This window comes from Streptomyces sp. NBC_00091 (genome assembly GCF_026343185.1).
GTDB lineage: Bacteria > Actinomycetota > Actinomycetes > Streptomycetales > Streptomycetaceae > Streptomyces.
Map to the genome: position 1 here is coordinate 294,075 of NZ_JAPEMA010000002.1, position 19,476 is coordinate 313,550.

Annotated in this window: 15 protein-coding genes and 2 pseudogenes; 10 read left to right on the plus strand and 7 right to left on the minus strand. The window is 73.9% G+C overall.

Annotation, left to right across the window (positions count from 1 at the left end; genetic code table 11):
• Positions 1-44 precede the first annotated feature (44 nt).
• The 4 genes and pseudogenes from OOK34_RS29140 to OOK34_RS29155 all read left to right on the plus strand — a co-directional run bounded on the left by OOK34_RS29140 (position 45) and on the right by OOK34_RS29155 (position 6,103).
• Positions 45-2,612 carry an ABC transporter permease gene (locus OOK34_RS29140; RefSeq protein ID WP_267037146.1) on the plus strand — a complete coding sequence of 856 codons (2,568 nt, stop codon included), beginning with the start codon at positions 45-47 and terminating at the stop codon, positions 2,610-2,612.
• Positions 2,613-2,638: 26 nt separating this feature from the next.
• A pseudogene (locus OOK34_RS29145) lies at positions 2,639-3,775 on the plus strand (FAD-dependent monooxygenase); the annotation flags it as partial.
• Positions 3,776-4,169: 394 nt separating this feature from the next.
• The gene (locus OOK34_RS29150; protein ID WP_267037147.1) at positions 4,170-5,531 is read left to right on the plus strand and encodes a (2,3-dihydroxybenzoyl)adenylate synthase; all 1,362 of its coding nucleotides are present in this window, start codon (positions 4,170-4,172) and stop codon (positions 5,529-5,531) included.
• A gap of 59 nt (positions 5,532-5,590) precedes the next feature.
• Complete coding sequence (locus tag OOK34_RS29155) at positions 5,591-6,103, plus strand: HAD domain-containing protein (protein WP_267037148.1); 513 nt, start codon at positions 5,591-5,593, stop codon at positions 6,101-6,103.
• A 16-nt stretch (positions 6,104-6,119) separates the two neighbouring features.
• Here the strand turns inward: OOK34_RS29155 and OOK34_RS29160 are convergent, their stop codons facing one another.
• The 4 genes and pseudogenes from OOK34_RS29160 to OOK34_RS29175 all read right to left on the minus strand — a co-directional run bounded on the left by OOK34_RS29160 (position 6,120) and on the right by OOK34_RS29175 (position 9,740).
• The gene (locus OOK34_RS29160; protein WP_267037149.1) at positions 6,120-8,120 is read right to left on the minus strand and encodes a HEAT repeat domain-containing protein; all 2,001 of its coding nucleotides are present in this window, start codon (positions 8,118-8,120) and stop codon (positions 6,120-6,122) included.
• A complete protein-coding gene (locus OOK34_RS29165) occupies positions 8,120-8,287 on the minus strand; it encodes a hypothetical protein (RefSeq protein WP_267037150.1) in 168 nt (55 codons plus the stop codon). Before OOK34_RS29165 ends, OOK34_RS29160 begins: the two co-directional genes overlap by 1 nt.
• A gap of 65 nt (positions 8,288-8,352) precedes the next feature.
• Positions 8,353-8,490, minus strand: a pseudogene (locus OOK34_RS29170) (epimerase); the annotation flags it as partial.
• A gap of 263 nt (positions 8,491-8,753) precedes the next feature.
• A complete protein-coding gene (locus tag OOK34_RS29175; protein ID WP_267037151.1) occupies positions 8,754-9,740 on the minus strand; it encodes an aldo/keto reductase in 987 nt (328 codons plus the stop codon).
• Positions 9,741-9,903: 163 nt separating this feature from the next.
• Between OOK34_RS29175 and OOK34_RS29180 the strand changes: the two genes are divergently transcribed.
• Positions 9,904-11,277, plus strand: coding sequence for an FAD-dependent oxidoreductase (locus OOK34_RS29180; protein ID WP_267037152.1), 1,374 nt, complete (start codon positions 9,904-9,906; stop codon positions 11,275-11,277).
• A 38-nt stretch (positions 11,278-11,315) separates the two neighbouring features.
• On the plus strand, positions 11,316-12,362 hold the full coding sequence (locus tag OOK34_RS29185) for a LacI family DNA-binding transcriptional regulator (protein ID WP_267037153.1): 1,047 nt from the start codon (positions 11,316-11,318) through the stop codon (positions 12,360-12,362).
• Positions 12,363-12,399: 37 nt separating this feature from the next.
• On the opposite strand, the gene OOK34_RS29190 is transcribed toward OOK34_RS29185, so the two are convergent.
• Positions 12,400-13,341, minus strand: a complete 942-nt coding sequence (locus tag OOK34_RS29190) for an alpha/beta hydrolase (RefSeq protein WP_267037154.1) — start codon at positions 13,339-13,341, stop codon at positions 12,400-12,402.
• Positions 13,342-13,560: 219 nt separating this feature from the next.
• Here OOK34_RS29190 and dacB point away from each other — a divergent pair, with 219 nt between their 5' ends.
• The 4 genes from dacB to OOK34_RS29210 all read left to right on the plus strand — a co-directional run bounded on the left by dacB (position 13,561) and on the right by OOK34_RS29210 (position 16,849).
• On the plus strand, positions 13,561-15,192 hold the full coding sequence (gene dacB / locus OOK34_RS29195; protein WP_267037155.1) for a D-alanyl-D-alanine carboxypeptidase/D-alanyl-D-alanine-endopeptidase: 1,632 nt from the start codon (positions 13,561-13,563) through the stop codon (positions 15,190-15,192).
• 60 nt (positions 15,193-15,252) lie between these two features.
• Positions 15,253-15,576: a putative quinol monooxygenase gene (locus tag OOK34_RS29200; protein WP_267037156.1), complete on the plus strand. Its 324-nt coding sequence runs from the start codon at positions 15,253-15,255 to the stop codon at positions 15,574-15,576.
• A 41-nt stretch (positions 15,577-15,617) separates the two neighbouring features.
• Positions 15,618-16,361 (plus strand): class I SAM-dependent methyltransferase, encoded by a 744-nt coding sequence (locus tag OOK34_RS29205; RefSeq protein WP_267037157.1) that lies wholly within the window; start codon positions 15,618-15,620, stop codon positions 16,359-16,361.
• A 116-nt stretch (positions 16,362-16,477) separates the two neighbouring features.
• Positions 16,478-16,849: a VOC family protein gene (locus OOK34_RS29210; RefSeq protein WP_267037158.1), complete on the plus strand. Its 372-nt coding sequence runs from the start codon at positions 16,478-16,480 to the stop codon at positions 16,847-16,849.
• Positions 16,850-17,056: 207 nt separating this feature from the next.
• Here OOK34_RS29210 and OOK34_RS29215 read toward each other — a convergent pair whose 3' ends face one another.
• Positions 17,057-18,313, minus strand: coding sequence for a putative Ig domain-containing protein (locus tag OOK34_RS29215; RefSeq protein ID WP_267037159.1), 1,257 nt, complete (start codon positions 18,311-18,313; stop codon positions 17,057-17,059).
• A gap of 142 nt (positions 18,314-18,455) precedes the next feature.
• A complete protein-coding gene (locus OOK34_RS29220) occupies positions 18,456-19,349 on the minus strand; it encodes a LysR family transcriptional regulator (RefSeq protein ID WP_267037160.1) in 894 nt (297 codons plus the stop codon).
• Between the last annotated feature and the right edge of the window lie 127 nt (positions 19,350-19,476).

Consider the following 19,476-nt stretch of genomic DNA (forward strand, 5'->3'; position numbering starts at 1 on the left):
CCGCCCTGTTCCTTCCCGCTGCCGAAGCCTTCCGAAAGCCCACCATGCTGCGAACAGCCCTGCGCAACGTCCTCGCCCACAAGGCCCGCCTGATCATGACCGTCCTCGCGGTCTGCCTCGGGGTCGCCTTCATCTCCGGGTCCCTCGTCTTCGCCGACTCCACCACCGCCGCCTACCGCGCCTCCATGTCGAGGAACTACGCCGGCATCGCGGTCACCGTGGACCCGAAGTACCCGGTGGGCGCCGCCGCCGACGAGCGTGACGGCGTCCTCGACGACGCGCTCGTGGCCAGGCTGGCCGCCGTGCCGGGCGTCGGCGCGGCCCGTCCGACCGTCGACGGCTCGGCCACCCTGGCCGCCAAGGACGGCTCGCCGATGCGCGCCGGAAACGCGATGGGCAAGCTGGCCGCCGCCTACGTCCCGGGCCCCGACGGCAAGGACGGCCGCTACCCGCTGACCGCCGGCCGCGCCCCGCTGGGCGGCGGCGAGGTGGCCCTGGACCGCGGCGCCGCCACGGCCGGCTCGTACTCCCTGGGCGACACCGTCACCCTGGCCACCGACGGCCCCGTCCTGCGGATGCGGCTGGTGGGCATCGTCTCGACGGACGACACCCGGGTCACCTCCGGCGGCACCCTGGCGGTCTTCGACAAGGCCACCGCCCAGAAGCTCTTCGCCACCCCCGGCCACTACACCGGGATCGACGTGTCCGCCGCGCCCGGCACCGACCAGTTCGAACTCGCCCGGCGCATCGGGGCGCTGCTGCCGGCCGACCGTGCCGAGGCCACCACCGCGACGGCCAAGGCGAACCAGCAGTCCGTCTTCATCGACACCAAGACCAGCAGCTACTCCCGGCTCCCCCTGATCTTCGCCGTGGTGTCGCTCTTCATCGGCTCGTTCCTCATCATCAACACCTTCACCATGCTCATCACGCGACGGACCCGGGAGATCGCACTGCTCCGCGCGATCGGCGCCACCCGCCGCCAGGTGGTGCGCTCCGTGCTCGCCGAGGCGGCCCTGGTCGGCCTCCTGGCCTCCGTGACCGGTTTCGGCCTGGGGCTGGGTGTGGCCACCGCGCTGCCCGCCCTGCTCGGCACCGGGGACGACCTGCTGCCCCGCGGGCCGCTGGTGATCGGCCCCGCCCCGGTCCTGGCCTCCCTCCTGGTCGGCGTCGGCGTCACCGTCCTCGCCGCCTGGCTGCCCTCCCGGCGCGCGGCCAGGATCGCTCCCGTCGAGGCGATGCGCAGCGCCGAGCAGCCGTCCTCCGCGACGCTGTCGCGGATCCGGGGCGCGGTCGGCGCGGCCGTGCTCCTCCTCGGCGCCGGTCTGCTGATCTCCTTGAGCGATGCGAAGGACGCCTCGGACGGGAACCTGCGGACCGCGATGTTCGGGTCCGGCATCCTCGTGACGGGTCTGATCGTGCTGGCGCCGCTGCTGGCGGGTCCGGTGATCCGTCTCCTCGGCCGGCTCACCGCCCGTCTCGGTGTCGTGGGCGACCTCGCGAAGGACAACGCCCTGCGCGACCCGCGCCGTACGGCCGCCACCGCCGTCGCCCTGATGATCAGTACCGCGCTGGTGACCGGGCTCGCCGTCATCGACCACTCCTCCAGCCGGGCCCTGGACTCCCAGGCGGCCGCCGGCCTGAGCGCCGACTACGTCATCAGCACCCGCAACGCCACCACCGCCGTCGACTCGGGCGCCGTCCAGCGCGTCGCCGCCGTCCCCGGTGTCTCGACCGCCTCCGCCGTCGCGGACTCCACCCTCTCCACGGGCTCCTTCGTCAGGGGAGTTTCGGGCGTCGACCCGAAGACCGTGGGGGACGTCATGAAGCTCCGCTTCACCAGCGGCTCCGCCAAGGACATCGGACCGGGCCGGATCGCCGTCTCCAGCAGCTTCGCCCGCGAGAACCGGATCGGCACCGGTGGACGGATCAGCGCGAGCATCGGCCCCGGGCAGGCAGACCGCGACCTGCCCTACACCGTCGTCGGGGTCTACCAGGACAACCCCACCGCCCAGGACGTCCTCGCCGACCGCGGCGACGTCCAGCGGCACGGCTACCTGCGCGACTCCGTCCAGCGCGTCCTCGTGGCCGCCGGCCACGGCGCCGGCTCGGGGAACCTGGAGAAGCAGCTGCGCGGCGCCGTCGACAACAGCCCGCTGCTGAAGGTGCAGAGCCGCGCCCAGCTCGTGCGGGAGCAGGCCGGCGTCGCCGGCGACCTGATCACCATGATCTTCGGGCTGCTCGCCATCGGCGTGATCATCTCCGCGCTCGGCATGGTCAACACGCTCGCCATGTCGGTCGCCGAACGGACCCGCGAGATCGGCGTCCTGCGCGCCATCGGCATGGACCGCACCGGCGTCCGCCGCATGATCCGCCTCGAATCCCTCACGGTCGCCGCCTACGGCACCCTGCTCGGTCTGGCCGGCGGTCTGTTCGGGGCGTGGAAGGTCAGCGGACTGGCCAACGGAGCCATCCCCCAGTACGCGTTCACCCTGCCCTGGGGGACCCTGGCCCTGGTCGTGGGCCTGTCCCTCGCCGTCGGCGCCGCCGCGGCCGCCCTGCCCGCCCGCCGGGCCGCCGCTCTCGGCCCCCTGCACGCCGTCGCGGAGGTCTAGGCGAGACGACGGCGGTCCGGGCGAGAGAACCGGTCACCGAGCGGCTGCTCCACGAGCGCGCCCTCGAGCTCGGTGCCGAGGTCCGGCGCGGCTGCGAGGTGGTCGGGCTCGGCCAGGACGAGGACGGGGTGAGCGTCGAGCTGGCGGACGGGACGCGGCTGCGCTCGCGCTACCTCGTCGGGTGCGACGGCGGCCGCAGTACGGTGCGGGGGCTCCTCGGCGTCGCTTTCCCCGGCGAACCGGCCAAGGTCGAGACGCTGCTGGGTGACATGGAGATGACCGAGGATCCGGAGACGGTCGCCGCCGTCGTCGCGGAGGTCCGCAGGACCCAGCTGCGGTTCGGCACCATCCCCAACGGCGACGGGACGTACCGGGTCGTCGTGCCCGCCGATGGCGTGGCCGAGGACCGTAGGACGGCGCCGACGCTCGAGGAGTTCAAGCAGCAGCTGCGGGCGGTCGCGGGCACCGACTTCGGCGTGCACTCGCCGCGCTGGCTGTCCCGGTTCGGCGACGCCACCCGGCAGGCCGAGCGCTAGCGGACCGGCCGGGTGCTGCTGGCCGGCGACGCGGCGCACATCCACCCGCCGACCGGCGGGCAGGGGCTCAACCTCGGCGTGCAGGACGCGTTCAACCTCGGGTGGAAGCCGGCCGCCGAGGTGGCCGGGTGGGCGCCGGAGGGACTGCTGGACAGCTACCACTCGGTACGGCACCCGGTGGGCGCTGCCGTGCTGGACAACACCCGGGCGCAGATCGCCCTGCTGGGGACGGATCCGGGGGCGGCCGCGCTGCGCGAGCTGTTCTCGAAGCTGATGGACTTCGAGGAGGTGAACCGGTACCTGACCGAGATGATCACCGCGGTCGGGGTCCGTGACGACTTCGGCGAGGGCCACGAACTGCTCGGCCGGCGGCTGCGGGACGTCGCGCTGAAGCGCGGTCGCCTCTACGGGCTGATGCACGCCGGCCGCGGGCTGCTGCTCGACCAGACCGGCCGCCTGTCGGTGGAGGGCTGGGCGGACCGGGTCGACCACGTCGTCGACGTCAGCGAGGAACTGGACGTGCCCGCGGTACTGCTGCGGCCGGACGGCCACGTGGCGTGGGCCGGTGAGGACCAGCAGGATCTGCTCGGCCACCTGCCGAAGTGGTTCGGCGCCGCCGCAGGGTGAGGGCGGCCGGCGGCCGCGCGGGGGTCAGGACACCTGGACGGTGGCCGGGGGCGAAGCTCGACTTCCTGGACCAGGCCTCGGTCTGCGCGGGCGACGGCGGCCCCGGCATCGGGCGAGCCATGGGCTCAGGACGGCCGTCTTGTTCGGGCGCGCACGGCGCAGTGCCTCGCGCTCTCCTCGGTGCTCGCCGCCGAAGGCGTACCCGTCAATCGGCCGGGCGGCACGGGCAGATCACGAACGGTCGGCCATTTCCCCTGGTCAGCGGCGCTCATTGGTCTTTCTGCTGAGGGAATTCGGCGTCCATGGTCGGGAAAGCACATTGTGCCCAGGGATGTCGACGGATTGGATACCAAGATCAAGACGGCAGGGTCGCCCCCGGGACAGAAGGAAGCGCATGACATCCATGCTGAACGGCTGCACGCCCTGGCCCGAGGAGTTCGTCGACCGCTACTGGGCGGCCGGGCACTGGCGTGGCAATACGCTGGACAACCTGCTGCGCGGCTGGGCCCTGCAGTACGGGCCGCGGACCGCGCTCGTGCACGGCGACACCCGCATCACGTACGCGGCGATGAACCGGCGTGTGGACCGCATGGCGGCCGGGTTCCGGCTGCGCGGCCTGCGGCCCGGGCAGCGGGTCGTCGTCCAGCTGCCGAACGTTCCCGAGTTCGTCATCACCGTGTTCGCGCTGATGCGGGCCGGCACGGTGCCGGTGCTCTGCCCGGTCTCGTACCGCGCGCCCGAGTTGTCCCACCTGGTGCGGCTCACCCAGGCCGTCGGCTACGTCGCTCCCTCGGCGGACGAGGACTTCGACCCCGCCGCGATGGCCGCGGACATCGCGGCCCGATGGCCTTTCCTGCGGCGGGTGTTCACGCTCGAAGCGCCCGGCGCCGCGTCCCCGTACGGCGGTCTGACGACCGACCCGTCGGGCTGCCAGTACAGCCCGCTGGGCTCCATCGACGCCGCGCCCGAGCCGGCGCTGTCGCAGAGCGCCGACCAGGTGGCGTTCTTCCTGCTCTCCGGCGACACCAGCCCGGAGCCGAAGCTCGTTCCGCGTACCCACAACGACTACGCCTACCAGGCGCGGGCCGCCGCCGAGCTGGTGGCGCTCACCGAGAACGACGTGTATCTCGCCGCGCTGCCCGCCGAGTCCAACTTCGCCTTGGGCTGCCCCGGCATCATCGGCACCCTCTCCGTCGGCGGCACGGTCGTCCTGGCCGAGAACCCGGGACCCGCCGAATGCCTTGAGGTCATCGGCCGGGAGCGGGTCACCATCACGTCGGTGGCGCCCGCCGTCGCCGAGCTGTGGCTCGACGTACTTCCCACGGTCCGGACCGACCTCGGCAGTCTGCGTCTCGTGCAGGTCGGCGGCGCGCCCCTGCCCCGGGCGACCGCCGAACGGATGGGCCCCGCACTGGACTGCCGCCTCCAGCAGGTCTTCGGCACGGCCGAGGGGCCGGTCACCCTCACCCGGCCCGACGATCCGGACGAGACCGTCCTCACCACGCAGGGCCGCCCGCTCTCACCCGACGACCAGATCCGCATCGTCGACGCCGACGGCAAGGACGTGCCCGACGGGGAGCCCGGCGAACTCCTCGCCCGCGGTCCGTACACCCCGCGGGGCTACTACCGCGCCCCCGACCACAACGCACGCTCCTTCACCGGCGACGGCTACTTCCGCACCGGCGAACGCGCGCGACGCACCCCGGACGGCAGCCTGGTGCTGACCGGCCGGCGTACCGGCGCCGCGACCTCCTGACCCCGCGGCAACACACGGAGAGCCGGATCGGCCCGCCGGCGACGGGGTAGCGTGGGGTCATGGCCGGTCCTGCCCAGCGCCCGCTGCTCTTCCTCGACGTCGACGGTCCGCTCATCCCCTTCGGCTCGGCGGAGCCGTACCCGACGTATCGGACCAGTGCCGCGCCGGCCGGGGACGACGCCCATCCGCTGCTGGCCAGGCTCGACCCCGGGCACGGGGCCCGGTTGGCGCTGCTGTCGTGCGACCTCGTCTGGGCCACGACCTGGACGGCCGATGCCAACGAGTGGATCAGCCCGCGCATCGGCCTTCCGCTGCTTCCCGTGGTGACATGGCCGGAGCCGTCCGCCATCGACGAACGCGACGAGCGGCGCGGCCTGCACTGGAAGACCCGGACCCTCGTCGGGTGGGCCGCCGGACGTCCGTTCATCTGGGTCGATGACGAGATCACCGGAACCGACCGGGCCTGGGTGTCCGCCCACCACCGAGGACGAGCCCTGCTGCACCGCGTCGACGCCAGCCGGGGGCTCACGGGCGCCGACTACGCCACGCTCGGCGAGTGGCGTCGCGCGTAAGCCGCCCCTCGGTCCGTCAGCGGGGCGGCGGGGGTGGGCCCGCGGTTGCGCGCAGGGCGGCGTGTGCGGCGGCGCGCAGGGCGTCGTCCTCCGGGACCGAGCGCCAGCCGCCGTGCGGGACGGGCCGCTCGTCGGCGTCGAGGAACGCCTTCAGTACGGGCGCGGCGCAGGCGGCCGGCGGGCCGATCTCGGCCAGGAACGCCACCGTCTCGGTGACCGCCCGGTAGGCCCCGCCCCGTTCGGCGAAGGGCGCGATCGCCCGGACGAGCACGGGGACGACCTCGTCGGCCGCTCCGGTGATCCGCCACATCGCCTCGCCGACGCGCAGCGGCAGCCAGCCCTCCGTGTGCAGGGTGAGGAGTTCGCGCAGTCGCGGGAGGTACGGCTCGGCCGCCGGCCCCAGTTCCCCCAACAGGGCGGCGGGGTTGTCCTGGCCGTACGGCTCGCCCAGGAGCGGGAGCAGCAGTGCGAGCGCGGGCTCCCGGTCGCCCGTCAGCCGCCCGTACGCGAGCGCCAGCCGGCGGGGCGCGAACGGCTGCCCCTCGGGCGGGGCGTCGAGCAGGGCGCGCAGCCGTTCCCGGGGTGCGGCCCCTGCCGCGGCCGGCCCGATCGCGGCGAGGGCGTCGAGCGCCCACACGGCGGCGTCGGTGTCGAGGAGGCCGAGCAGTTCCGGGATCGCGGGGGCCGCCGGCGCGCCCCACGCCTCCAGGAGCTGGCAGAGCTCGCGGCGTTCGTCGGGGGACGACGCGGCCGTGAGCCGGGCCCGCACCACCGGCAGCAGGGCGTCGGCGTGGGCGCCGAGCCCCTCCGCGACCTCGGTCAGGCTCAGCTCGTACGTCCACCAGCCGCTGGCGTGGGTGGAGTTGTACGCGAGCCCGAGCCGCTCCCCGGACAGCCGGCGCACCAGCGGCGGTACGCACCGCGCGTCGCCGAGCCGGGACAGCGCCCAGACGGCGTGGCTCTGGGCGGGCGGGTACGGCTCGCCCTCGTCCGTGACCATGGCTGCCAGCGCGTCGGCCCAGGGGTGGGCGGCGTGCCCGCACATGCCGAGTACCCGGGCGGCGAAGAGCCTGTTGTCGGGCTCGGGATCGGTCAGCAGGCGGGCCACGGCGGGGAGCAGCTCGGGGACCGCGGAGCGCCGGCGGCTCAGTTCCTCTGCCGCCACCTGGAGCGCGCCCGCGCGTACGGCGGGGTCCGGGTGCGCGAGCAGTCTCCCGGTCGCCTCCGCCCGGGCCGTCCGGTCGTCTGCGAGCAGGCCGATGCCCCAGACGACCGTCGGCTTCACCGCGGCGCCGCCGGGCTGCCAGGTGGCCGGTTCACTGCCGGACAGCACTTCGGACACGGTGCGCGCGTACGCGGGGTCGTCGTGGCCCGGCAGCGCGTCGCGCAGGGCCTTGACGGCGGCGAGGCGCAGGGAGGGCTCGGCGGCGCCGTCCATGAGCCGTCGAAGCCAGTCGAGGGAGCTGTCGCGGTGTTCGTCGGCGTGGGGGATCAACGAGCCGACGGAATTGGCGAGTTGGCGCTGCGGCTGCGGCTCTGTCTCCTCGGCCCAGCGCGCCCGCAGCGCAGTGATCACCTCGTCCGCCCGGTGGCGTGCCTCGGCGAGGGCGTCCGCGACGGCGGTGCGGATCTCGGCCGCAGGGTCCTCCAGCAGCGGCAGCAGCTCCGTCACCGCGAGGTCCCAGGCGGCGGGCCAGGCCGGGGTGACATAGCGGGGCTGCGCGGTGTGTGCCGTGTGGGCCAGGGCGCCGACGAGCTCGAGGAGTTCGAGTCGGACGGCCGGGTCGACGCCGGGAGCGGCCGCGGCCCCGAGCACGTACGGGAGGGCGGCCGGAGCCGCGGAGCACACCGCGCCGCCCTGGTGGTGGACGGCCATGAACAGGTCGTCGGCCGCGTCGGCGGCCTTCTCCGGCCGGTACAGGTCCGCCAGCATGCCGGGTACGTCCCCGGCCGGCCCGTAGGCGTGGCTCAGCGCCGTCCACTCGACGGCGTCGAGTCCCGCGAGGGCGTCGCTCATCAGTAGCCCGGCTCGATCTGCTCCGATACCGCGAACTCGCCTGCGCAGTCCGGGCAGGCCGCCCGGCCGAAGACGTACGTCAGCCCGCGCGCGACCGCTTCGTGGCCGGCCAGGGCCGCCGCGCGGTGCGGGCGGGCGGGCAGGTCGTCGCAAGGGCGTACGGTCATGCCGCCGCATTCTTCCAGGGCCGGCTCCCGCACCGGAGGCCGGGGCCGGCGCGGCAGCGGCCCCTTCAGTAGCCGATCGTGAAGCGGCGCTCGACGAAGCGCGGCGGCTCCGCCTCGTCCACGAGCGCGACGGCGGCGTCCTCCATGGAGATGCGGCTGCGCCCGTCGGCGTCGAGGACCGGCTGGTCGGCGCCGATCCGGAATCCGGACGACTCTGGCCGCCGCCTGGCCGTACACCGAACCCCTCTACGCCGACAGCGACTTCCGGTGGTCCGACTTCGACCCCGCGCTCCTCGACAAGGTCCGCCCGGCGTTCCCCGAGCTCCCGCCCGCCGCCGTGGCACTCGCCATCCCGGACAAGCTCTTCCGCGAGGAACTCGGCGATCTCGTCCGGGCCTTGGGCATCACGCGGAAGGCCTGACGGCTCCTTCGCGACGCCCGCCGGTCCGCTCGCCCCGCAGGGCGGTCAGTTGTTGACGAAGGTCATGCTGGTCGCGTCGTAGCGGGTGCCCGCGACCTGCCCGGGCGGGGCGGTGGCCTCGATGGCGGCGAGGTCCTCCGGGGACAGCTCGAGGGCCAGGGCCCCGAGGTTCTCCTCCAGATAGCGCTGACGCCGGGTGCCGGGGATCGGCGCCACGTCGTCGCCGCGGTGCTGGATCCAGGCCAGGGCCAGCTGGCCGGCGGTGACCCCCTTCGCCGCGGCCAGCTCGTTCAGCTTCGTGACGATCGCCAGGTTCCGTTCGAGGTTGCCGTCGGCGAAGCGCGGCTGGGTGCGCCGGATGTCGGTCTCGGCCATCCCCTCGACCGAGCCGTACCGGCCCGTCAGGAAGCCGCGCCCGAGTGGGGAGAACGGGACCAGGCCGATGCCGAGTTCGCGGCAGACCGGGGCGATCTCCGCCTCCAGGTCGCGGGTCCACAGCGACCACTCGCTCTGCAGCGCGGCGATCGGGTGCACCGCGTGCGCCCGCCGGATGGTGGCGGCGCCGGCCTCGGACAGGCCGAGGTGGCGGACCTTCCCGGCCCGCACCAGTTCGGCCATGGCGCCGACGGTCTCCTCGATCGGGACGTCAGGGTCGACCCGGTGCTGATAGTAGAGGTCGATGTGGTCGACCCCGAGCCGGCGCAGCGACGCCTCGCAGGCCTGGCGCACGTAGGCGGCGTCGCCGCGGATCCGGACGGACTCCCCCAGCCGGTTGGCGAAGCCGAACTTCGTGGCCAGCACCACCTCGTCGCGGCGCCCCGCGACGGCCCGCCCGATCAGCTCCTCGTTGTGCCCGGCGCCGTAGAAGTCGGCGGTGTCCAGGAGGGTCACCCCCAGGTCGAGGGCGCGGTGCAGGGTCGCGATCGACTGCGTGTCGTCCGCGGCGCCGTAGGCGTGGCTCATGCCCATGCATCCGAGGCCCTGTGCGGAAACCTCCAGGCTGCCCAGGAGCCGGGCGGGAACGTCGGTCATGCTGCTGCCTCCTGATGTCGGAACTCATCCGCCCAGGACGCTAGGTGTTGGAGTGCACTCCATGTCAACCGAGCGGCCAGCCGGCCGGACAGCGCCCCGGCCCTCGGCCGAAGATCGCCGAGTAGTACGCTCATCCCGCAACACGACGCGAAGAGGAGCCTCAGTGGCGCGAGTTGCGATCATCGGTGGCGGTATCAGCGGGCTGGGAACGGCCCTCATGCTCGGCCGACGGGGCCACACGGTCACGTTGTTCGAGCAGGAGGCGCGGCAGGCCGGAGAGGACCCGGACCGGGACTTCTTCCACTGGAACAGGCCCCGTGTCCCGCAGGCCGTCCAGCCCCACTCGTTCCTCGCACCCGTGCGCACCGTGCTGCTCGACGAAACCCCCGACGTCTACGCGGACCTGCTGGCACGCGGGGCCCGGGAGTACCACGACTTCGACTGGTTCGGCGAGCATCCCCCGCACCGGGCCGGCGATGAGGACCTGGTGACCCTGCGCACCCGCCGCATCGTGCTCGAGGCCGCCTTGGCCGCGGCCGTGCGGCGGGAACGCACCGTCGATGTGCGGCAGGGCTGCCGGGTGCGCGGCCTCACCATCGGGGAGGGCCGCCCCGCCCGGGTCACCGGCGTGCGGGTGGACGGGGAAACCCACCAGGCGGACCTCGTCGTCGACGCGTCCGGGCGCCGCTCGCCGGTCCCCGCCTGGCTGATCGCGGCCGGCTGCCGCCCGCCCGTGGTCGACAGCCACCGCGCCGGGATCGCGTACCTGTGCCGCTGGTACCGCCTGCGCGCCGACGGCCCGCGTGACCCCGGGCGGGTGAAGACCGGCTCGGGGTCACCGTTCGCGCTCGCCGGCGTCTTCCCTTCCGACAACGACACCTTCGCGTTGCACCTGGTGGTCTCCACCGCCGATCCGACCCGCGGCGCGCTCACCGACCCCGCCGTGTTCGAGGCGGCCGCCCGCCGCTTCCCCGCCACCGCCGCCTGGCTCGACCTGGCCCCCGAACCGCAGTCGGCCGTCCTGGCGATGGCCGGCCTGGACAACCGCTGGACCTCCCTCACCGACGATGACGGACCCGTCGTCACCGGCCTGGTCAACGCCGGGGACAGCCTCATCCACACCAATCCCACCCTGGGCCACGGCGTGGCCCTCGGCCTGCTCGCCGCCCAGCACCTCGCCACCCATGTCGAGCAGATCGCCGCGGACCCCGTCGGCTACCACACCTGGACGACGCGGACCCTCCGCCCGTGGTTCGACGCGCAGGTGACGGCCGACCGTGCCAACGAGCAGCGCCTCGCCGAGGGTTCACCGCCCTCGGACCGGCGGGCCGCCGCCCTGGGCGCCTGCGCGTTCGACGATCCCGTCGTCATGAGGGCCCGAGCCCAGGTACGCCATCTCCTGCTCCCGGCCGGCGAGGCCTACGGCACCGATGAAGTGGACCGCCATGTCACCGCCTGGCTGGCCGCCCGCCCGGACTTCTCGCCCCAGCCCGACGGCCCGACCCGGGAGCAGTGGGACGCTCTCATCCCTGGCTGATCGCCCGCCCCATTGCCAACTCGTGTAACCTCGGCAGAATGGCAGGCACCGGGCTACAGAGAGCGACGCAGCAGGTCATGGCCGAGGAAGCACCGGCCCCCGCGTCGGCCACCAGCGCCGACGTCGCCCGCCTGGCCGGGGTGTCGCGCGCCACCGTTTCCTTCGTGCTCAACGACACCCAGGGCCACCGGGTCAGCGAGAGCACCCGGGCCCGGGTGCGGGCCGCCGCCGCGCAGCTCGGCTACGTGCCGAACGCCGCCGCCCGTTCCCTGCGCGCGGGACGCAGCAACCTGGTGCTGATGCCCGCCTCCGTGTCGGCCGTCGGCCGCCTGGTGAGCGAGTGGGTGGACGATCTGCTCGGCGAGCTCGAGCGGCACGGGTACACCGCCGTCATGCACGCCGGCCGGTTCGCCGATCCGCTGGAAGCGGCCCGCGCCTGGGCCGAGTTGCGGCCGGCCGCGGTCCTCGCCCTCGACGGCGACCGGTTCACGGACCGGACGGCCGAGGTGCTGCGACGGGCCGGAGTGCGCGGGTTGCTCGCCTTCGCCTCCCGCCCGGTGGCCGGGTTCCACACCATCGCCTTCGACCACGCCGCCGTCGGCGCCATCGCCGCCGAGCACCTCATCGCCCGGGGCCGGACCAGGATCGGCGTGGTCCTGCCCCAGGAGCGCGGCCTCGACGCGCTCGCCGGCCCCCGGCTGGCCGGCGCGGAGCGGGTCGCCGCGCGGCATCCGGTCACCGTCACGCCGGTCGGGCTCGCGTACACCCGAGAGTCCGCCACGGCGCTGGCCCGCCGGTGGAGGGGTCTCGGCCTGGACGCCGTCTTCGCCTACAACGACGAGTACGCCGCCCTGCTGATGCACGCGCTGATGGCCGAGGGGATCTCCGTACCGGACGAGGTGGCCGTCGTGGGCTGTGACGACCTGGTGCTGTCGGCGCTGCAGCAGCCCGCGCTGACCAGCGTCGCCCTGGAGCTGCCCGGCGCCGCCGCCGTCGCGGACGCCCTGCACGCGCTGATCGGGGCGGGCACTGCCCCGCTGGTCCGCGGCATCGAGCCGGTGCTGGTGCACCGGCAGTCCTCCTGACGCCGGCGGGCCCCCCGCCGGCACCGTCAGCCGTGCCTCAGCCGCCCAGGTGGCGGGTGAGGAAGGCGACGCTGCCGGTGACCAGCGGGGTGACGTCCGGGGCGCCCAGGAAGATGTGGTCGGCGCCCTCCACCGGCTCCAGCAGGCACTCGCCCCCGGCCGCCCGCAGCGCCGTGTCGAGCGCCTCGCTCTGGCTGTACGGGACCACCCCGTCCCGCGTGCCGTGGACCAGCAGGAACGGCGGCGCGCTCGCGCCGTCGACGGCGTACGTCACCGGGCTCGCCGCGCGGGCCAGCGCCGGCCGCTCCGCCTCCGTGCCGCCCAGCAGCGCGTCGTACGGGTCGGGGAACTCCACCCCCGGCGGCATCGGCGGCAGGGGGTGCCCGCGCAGCGAGACCAGGTCGGAGACCCCGTACCAGTCGACGACGGCCCGTACCGAGGTATCGCCCTCGCCGACGCCTTCGGTGCCCTCCAGGGCGGTGGCACCGGGGCTGTGCGGACCGGTCAGCCCGGCGAGTGCGGCCAGGTGGCCGCCGGCGGACTCGCCCCAGACGGCGATCCGGTCCGGGTCGATGCCGAAGACGCCGGCGAACCTGCGGACGTAGCGGATCGCGGCCTTCACGTCGTGCAGCTGCGCCGGGAACGGGGCCTCGAGGCTGTGCCGGTAGTCGATGGAGACCAGGGCCAGCCCGGCCTCCAGCACCGTGCCGTGCAGCAGCTCGGCGGGGACGGTCGGCGGCGGGTAGCGCCGGTCGCCCTCCAGCCAGCCGCCGCCGTGGATCCAGACCACGGCCGGGAGCGGCCCCTCCGCGGCGGGTACCCGGACGTCCAGCAGCCGCGGCCGGTAGCCGGGCCGGGTCGCGTAGGTGACCCCGTCGAAGCGGCGTACGCCGTTCTCCGCCACCACGGGCGGCACGGGAGCCCGGAAGGGAGGGGGCGGCCAGCTCATGTCGAGCCCGGCCGGGGGCGATTGCGTCATTGCGGCCCTTTCGCGCGGCGGATGCACTCGTCTGACTACCGTCTTGTTACACGTGTAACACGACTGTAGTCAGACGCGCCCCCGGCCACAAGGCGGCCGCACGCCCAGGTACGCGGTCCTCGGCGAACGGGTGACATGCGGGCCGTATCGGGCCGTGGCACCCTGTTGAACAGGTCTCGGGTCCTCGGCAGAAGGCAGCCGCGATGAACGGAGCGCGCCGTGGGAAATCCGATCCTCCCCGGGGCGCTGCGGCGCCGCATGGCCGCCTGCTGCGCCGCCCTGCTGTTGGTGGTGCTCGCCTCCGGTACGGGTGCCCGCGCGGCCCCCTCGCCGTCCCCCTCCCCGGCGCCGTGGCCGTCGGGGGCGGGTGATCCGGGCGCGCTCGACCCGCGCATCGGGGAGATCATGCGCAAGCCCGAGTACCGCCATGCCCAGTGGGGGCTCCTCCAGACCGAACCGGCCAACGGCCGGGTGCTGCACAGCCTGTTCCCCGGGCAGTTCTTCATACCGGGATCCACCGCGAAGCTGTTCCCCGTCTCCGGCACCTGGCAGACCCTGGGCGCGGACCACCGCTTCGTGACCCCCGTCCACGCGGTCGGGCAGCGCAGCGGATCCACGCTGACCGGCGACCTCGCCCTCGTCGCCCAGGGCGACCTCACCCTCGGCGGCCGGACCCGCCCCGACGGCACGGTCGCGTACACCGACCTCGACCACACCTACGCCAACGACTTCCCGGGGGCCACCCTCACCCCGGAGAACCCCCTGGCCGGGATCGACGAGCTCGCCCGCCAGGTGCGCGGCTCCGGCATCACCCGCGTCGACGGCGACGTGGTCGTGGACAGCCGGCTCTTCGCCCCCGACCCGGAGCTCGTGCCCGCCCCGACCCCGCTCATCGTCAACGACAACCTCATCGACCTGCTGACCACGCCCGGGGACCGGGCGGGCGCGAACGCCCGGCTGGACTGGCGGCCGAAGGTCGCGCCGTACGAGGTCACGTCCACGGTGAAGACCGTCGCGGCCGGGAAGCCGACGGACATCACGGTGACGGCCGCCGGGGGCGGCACCCGCATCCGGCTGTCCGGCACGATCGCCGCGGACGCCAAGCCGCTGCTGCGCACCTCCCCCATCACGGACCCGGCCGCCTTCGGCCGGACCGCGCTGATCGAGGCCCTCGACCGGGCCGGGGTGAAGGTCACCGCCGTCGCGACGGGCCCCAACCCGGTCGCCCGGCTGCCGCGCGACTACGCCGGCCGGCCGCGCGTGGCCGCGTACACCTCGCGCCCGTACGAGCAGTACGCCAAGCTCATCCTCAAGGTCAGCCACAACCTGGGCGCCAACCTGGACATCTGCCTGCTGGCCGTCAGCGCCGGCAGCCACCAGTGCGCCGACGGCTTCCCGGTGCTCGCCGGGTTCCTGGACCGGGTGGGCGTCGACCGCGAACAGGTGCAGCTCATGGACGGCCGGGGCGGGAACCCCGCCGACCGGGCCACGCCCCAGGCGCTGGTGCAGATGCTGGCGTACTGGCAGGGCACCCCGGACGCGCGGCGGTTCCGGGAGGCCCTGCCCATCCTCGGTGTCGACGGTCTGCTGGCCGAGAACTGCCGCGGCTGCCCGGCGCGCGGGAAGGTGTTCGCCAAGACCGGCGCGGCCGTCGGAGGCGACGCCCTCAACGACCGGCTCGCCGTCGGCGCCATCACCATCGCCGGCTACCTCGACAAGGGCGGCGGCCGCTTCGACCCCTTCTACGCAGGCGTCACCGGCGCGGCCACCCCGAGCGCCGACATCGCCGGCGTCGTGGCCATCGCCAACGACCTCGCCCTGATCTCCGCCTACCTCCAGGAATCCCGCTGACCCCGCCGCTCTCGACTCTCGACGTCCTGACCTCGGGCTGACGGTGCCTACAATGCTCGAATGATCTTCATTGTGGTGAAATTCTCCGTCAAGCCCGAATACGTCGACCAGTGGCCCGAGATGGTCGCGGAGTTCACCCGCGCCACCCGCGCCGAGCCCGGCAACCTGTGGTTCGAGTGGTCCCGCAGCCTCGAGGAGCCGGACAGCTACGTCCTGGTCGAGGCGTTCCAGGACGGCGCCGCGGAGGCGCACGTGACCTCCGAGCACTTCCGGACCGCGCTGGAGACCATGCGTCCCCTGGTCGCCCGTACGCCCGACATCGTCAGCACCACCATCGAGGGCGCCACCGGCTGGAGCCGGATGGGCGAGCTCCAGGTCGACTGACCGCGGCTCGCGGTCTTGACCGGCCGTTCATCATGGACGGTATGACGACCGGATCCCGTGCTCGTTCGTTCAGTTCCGCGGCCGCGCGGTACGCCGACCACCGGCCCTCCTATCCGGCCGCGCTCTTCGACGCCGTCGAGGAGATGGCCGGCTTCCCGCTGGCCGGGGCCCGGGTCGCCGATGTCGGCGCGGGGACGGGGATCGCGAGCGCCCTCCTGCACGCGCGCGGCGCCCGGGTCGTGGCGGTGGAACCCGGCGACGGCATGGCCGCGGAATTCCGCCGCCGCAACCCGGGCGTCGCGGTGGTCCGCGGCGACGGCAACCGGCTGCCGCTGGCCACGGCGGGCACCGACCTGCTCACCTACGCCCAGTCCTGGCACTGGACGGACCCCGCCCGGTCCGCTCCCGAGGCCCTGCGCGTCCTGCGGCCCGGGGGCGCGCTGGCCGTCTGGTCCAACGATCCGGACACCGGGGTGGACTGGATCGCCGCCCAGCAGGCCCGTATCGAGAAGCGCTTCGGCCCGGGCTGGTACATCAACGAAGGGGCCCGGTCGCAGTACGGCCTGCGCTTCACCACCCGTCCGCTGCGCTGGTCGCGCCGGGTCCCCGTGGACGTCCACCTCGCCAAGCTGTCCACGCATTCGCTGTTCCTCGTCGGCGAACCGGGCACGGACGAGTTCCTCGCCGCCGAGCGCGCACACCTGACCGCCCTCTTCCCCGAAGGCCTGCTCTGGGAGCACTACACCGTCACCCTCGGCCTCGCCGTCCGCCCTGCCGGGTCGTGAGCCTGCTCCCATCGGGGGTATTCCGGCCGCCGAGCCGGTTCGCGGCGGGCATCCGGGGCTGCGCCGGCCGACACTCGTAGCGCCCTGACACCGGGCGGCACGGGAAAGGACGGCACGTGTTCAGCGACACCAAGGCATTCAGCGGGTTCGCCGTGGACGACCTCGAGCGGGCGCGGGAGTTCTACGGCCGGACCCTCGGCCTGCGGGTCACCGAGGAGCACGGGATGCTCACCCTCCACATCGCCGGCGGCACCGAGATCCTCGTCTACCCCAAGGAGAACCACACACCAGCCGGCTTCACCCTGCTCAACTTCCCGGTCGAGGACATCGACACGGCCGTCGAGGAGCTGACCCGGCGCGGTGTCCGCTTCGAGCGGTACCCGGAGTTCGAGCAGGACGACAAGGGCGTCTTCCGCCATGAGGGGCCGCCGATCGCCTGGTTCACGGACCCGGCCGGCAACGTCCTCTCCGTGCTCCAGACCGCGTAGGACGCGGAAGGCCCCGGTCTCCGTGAGGAGGCCGGGGCCTTCGATCGAGCGCTGGGCAGGCCTTGCACCTGCATTCCCCCACGGGAAGTGGGGTGTCTTTCCTTGGACCACCAACGCCGGGCCCGCCGTCGTGATTCACGGCCGCGAGCTCGAGATCAACTATACGGCACGTCGGCGGCCCGGTGAGCCGGGGGCGTACGGGCCCCCTCAGAACCAGTTGACGGTCAGGGCGAAGGCGGTGCCCGCGGTGGCTCCGGCGGTGTCGGTCGCGGTGGCGGTGACCTGCACCGTGCCGCTGCTCCAGGGCTTGCCGGTGATACGGCCGGAGGCGCTGTCGAGGGTCAGGCCCCAGGGCAGGCCGGTGACGGCGAAGCGGACGGGCTGCTTACCGCCGGTGGTGGTGAGCTGGATGGTGCAGGACTGGTTGAACTTGCAGGTCTGCGGCCCGGGGTTGGTGAGCCTCAGGTCGCCGGGGGTGGGGGTAGGGGTGGGGGTGGGGGTGGGCGTCGGCGTGGGCGTCGGGGTCGGGGTGGTGCCGCAGGCCGGGGTGGCTTCCGGGGGTAGGGGGACCTGCCAGATCTGGGTGTCGTTCTCCGAGCCGACGAGCAGGTGCGCGCAGTCGGCGTACGTCACCGTCTCGCCCTGCGACTGGGCGGGCAGGGCGACGTCGGCGAGCTTGACCCCCGCGGTGTCGTACACGGAGGCCGTGTTGGCCCCCAGCGGCCCTCCGCTGCGCAGTGTGTAGGAGGCACCCGTCGGGGAGAACGCCCCGTCGGTGGCGAAGACGGGGGCGGGCCGGACCGCGGTGAGGGTGTTGACCTGACCGGTCACCGGCGGGAGCGGGGCCTGGTACAGCTGGCCCGCGGCTCCGATCAGCTTGCTGGCCACGAAGATCCGGCCGCTGACCGGGTCGGCGAGCAGGGACTCCGCGTCGTGCTTGCCGTCCGCGTAGGCGAAGCGGTACGTCACCGGGGTCACCGTGGCGTTCACGAGCTGCTCGGGCTCGGCGAAGCTGTGCACGGTGATCTCCGCGCGGCCGCTGAAGTTGTCCCCGATGTCGCCGACCAGGACGGCCGGGCCGCCCGAGGCGTCCTTGCCGATCGCCAGGCCCTCCCAGTCGGTGTTGCCGACGCCGGAGACGGTGAGCGTGGCCTTGAGCACGCCGGCGGCGCCGGTGCAGTCGATCGCGAAGACCTGGTTGGTGTTGCCGCTGTCGTTGACGGCGTAGAAGACGCCGGGGTGTCTGCGGCTCATCGCGAGTCCGCTGATCTCCGTCATGCCTCCGGGCAGGGTGCACTTCTTCTCGGGGGCCAGGGCGACGGTCCGGGCGCCGGGTGCCGGGGAGGCGGTGGCGGGCGCCGGGGAGGCGGTGGCGTCCGCCATCCAGGCCACCGCGGGCAGGAGCGTGGCGAGGGCCGCGGTCGCGAGGGCGGCGGCCCGTGGAGGTGTCAGGAGTCGGGGCATGCGGACCATGGGAGGCGGCCTCGGCGGGCAACACCAGCCCCGGACACCGCCCGTTCGAGCATCGTTCAATGCCGCCCCGGCATGTCCGGCCCAGCGCACCGGCCCCGCGCACCGGCCCAGCGCGCGGACGCGGCGTACGGGTTCAGCGCACCGGCTCCCGTACCGGCGCCTTGTGCCCGGCGTGCGCGATGAAGGCCCGTGCGGCGCGGCTCAGCGGCCGCCGGGCGTGCGCGATGCCCACCGGCCGCAGCAGGGGCGGGGTGAAGGAACGGATCTCCGCCCTGCTGCCGAAGGCCCTCGACACCACGTCCCGGTACCAGATGAGGGAACCGCGGCCGTCCGTCACTCCCGTCACCCAGGCGAGGCGTTCGTCGACCTCCAGGGAGGGCACGGGGCGCACGCCCATGGAGCTGAACATGGCCTCCATCTCGGTGCGGCGGCCGGTCCCGGGGGTGGGCAGCACCATGGGGAGACCGTCGAGCATGCGCAGCGGGACGGGGTGGGGCAGCCGGGTGCCGATCGGTGAGATCAGCACCACCTCGCGCTCCTGGATGAAGTGCGTGGACAGCTCCTTGTCGACGGGCAGGTCGACCAGCGCGAGTTCGGCCCGTCCCTGGGTGAGTTCCTCGACGAGGGCCTCGCGGCTGTCGTGCTGCCGGAGGCGGACGTCCACGCCGGGGTGGCGTTCGGTGAAGCCGGCGATCAGGTCGGTGGCCAGGTCGAGCGCGAGGGTGGGTGTGGTGACGAGGGTGAACGCCGCCCGGGAGTCCTTGCCGTGCGGGGTGCCGATGTCGTCGATGGCCTCCACCGCGTTGAGCACGGTACGGGCCAGCCGGACGACCCGGGCCCCCTCCGGCGTGAGGTCCACCCCCCTTCCCCGGCGTGCCAGGAGTTCGACGCCCAGGTCGCGTTCCATGGCCTGGACCGCGCGGGACAGGGCCGACTGCGCGACGAACACCGAGGCGGCGGCGCCGGTGATGGACCGGCAGTCGGCGACGGCGACGAGGTAGCGAAGTTGCGCGAGTGTGGGGGTCATGAGCGGACGGTAACGGCGCGAGCATGTACCTGTAAGGGCCGGTGGATGAACAACTGTCCGAGCGCCGGGGCCCGTCCATGCTGGCTCGGCCGCGAGACATGCCCGTGCGGCATGAGCCGGGCGGATG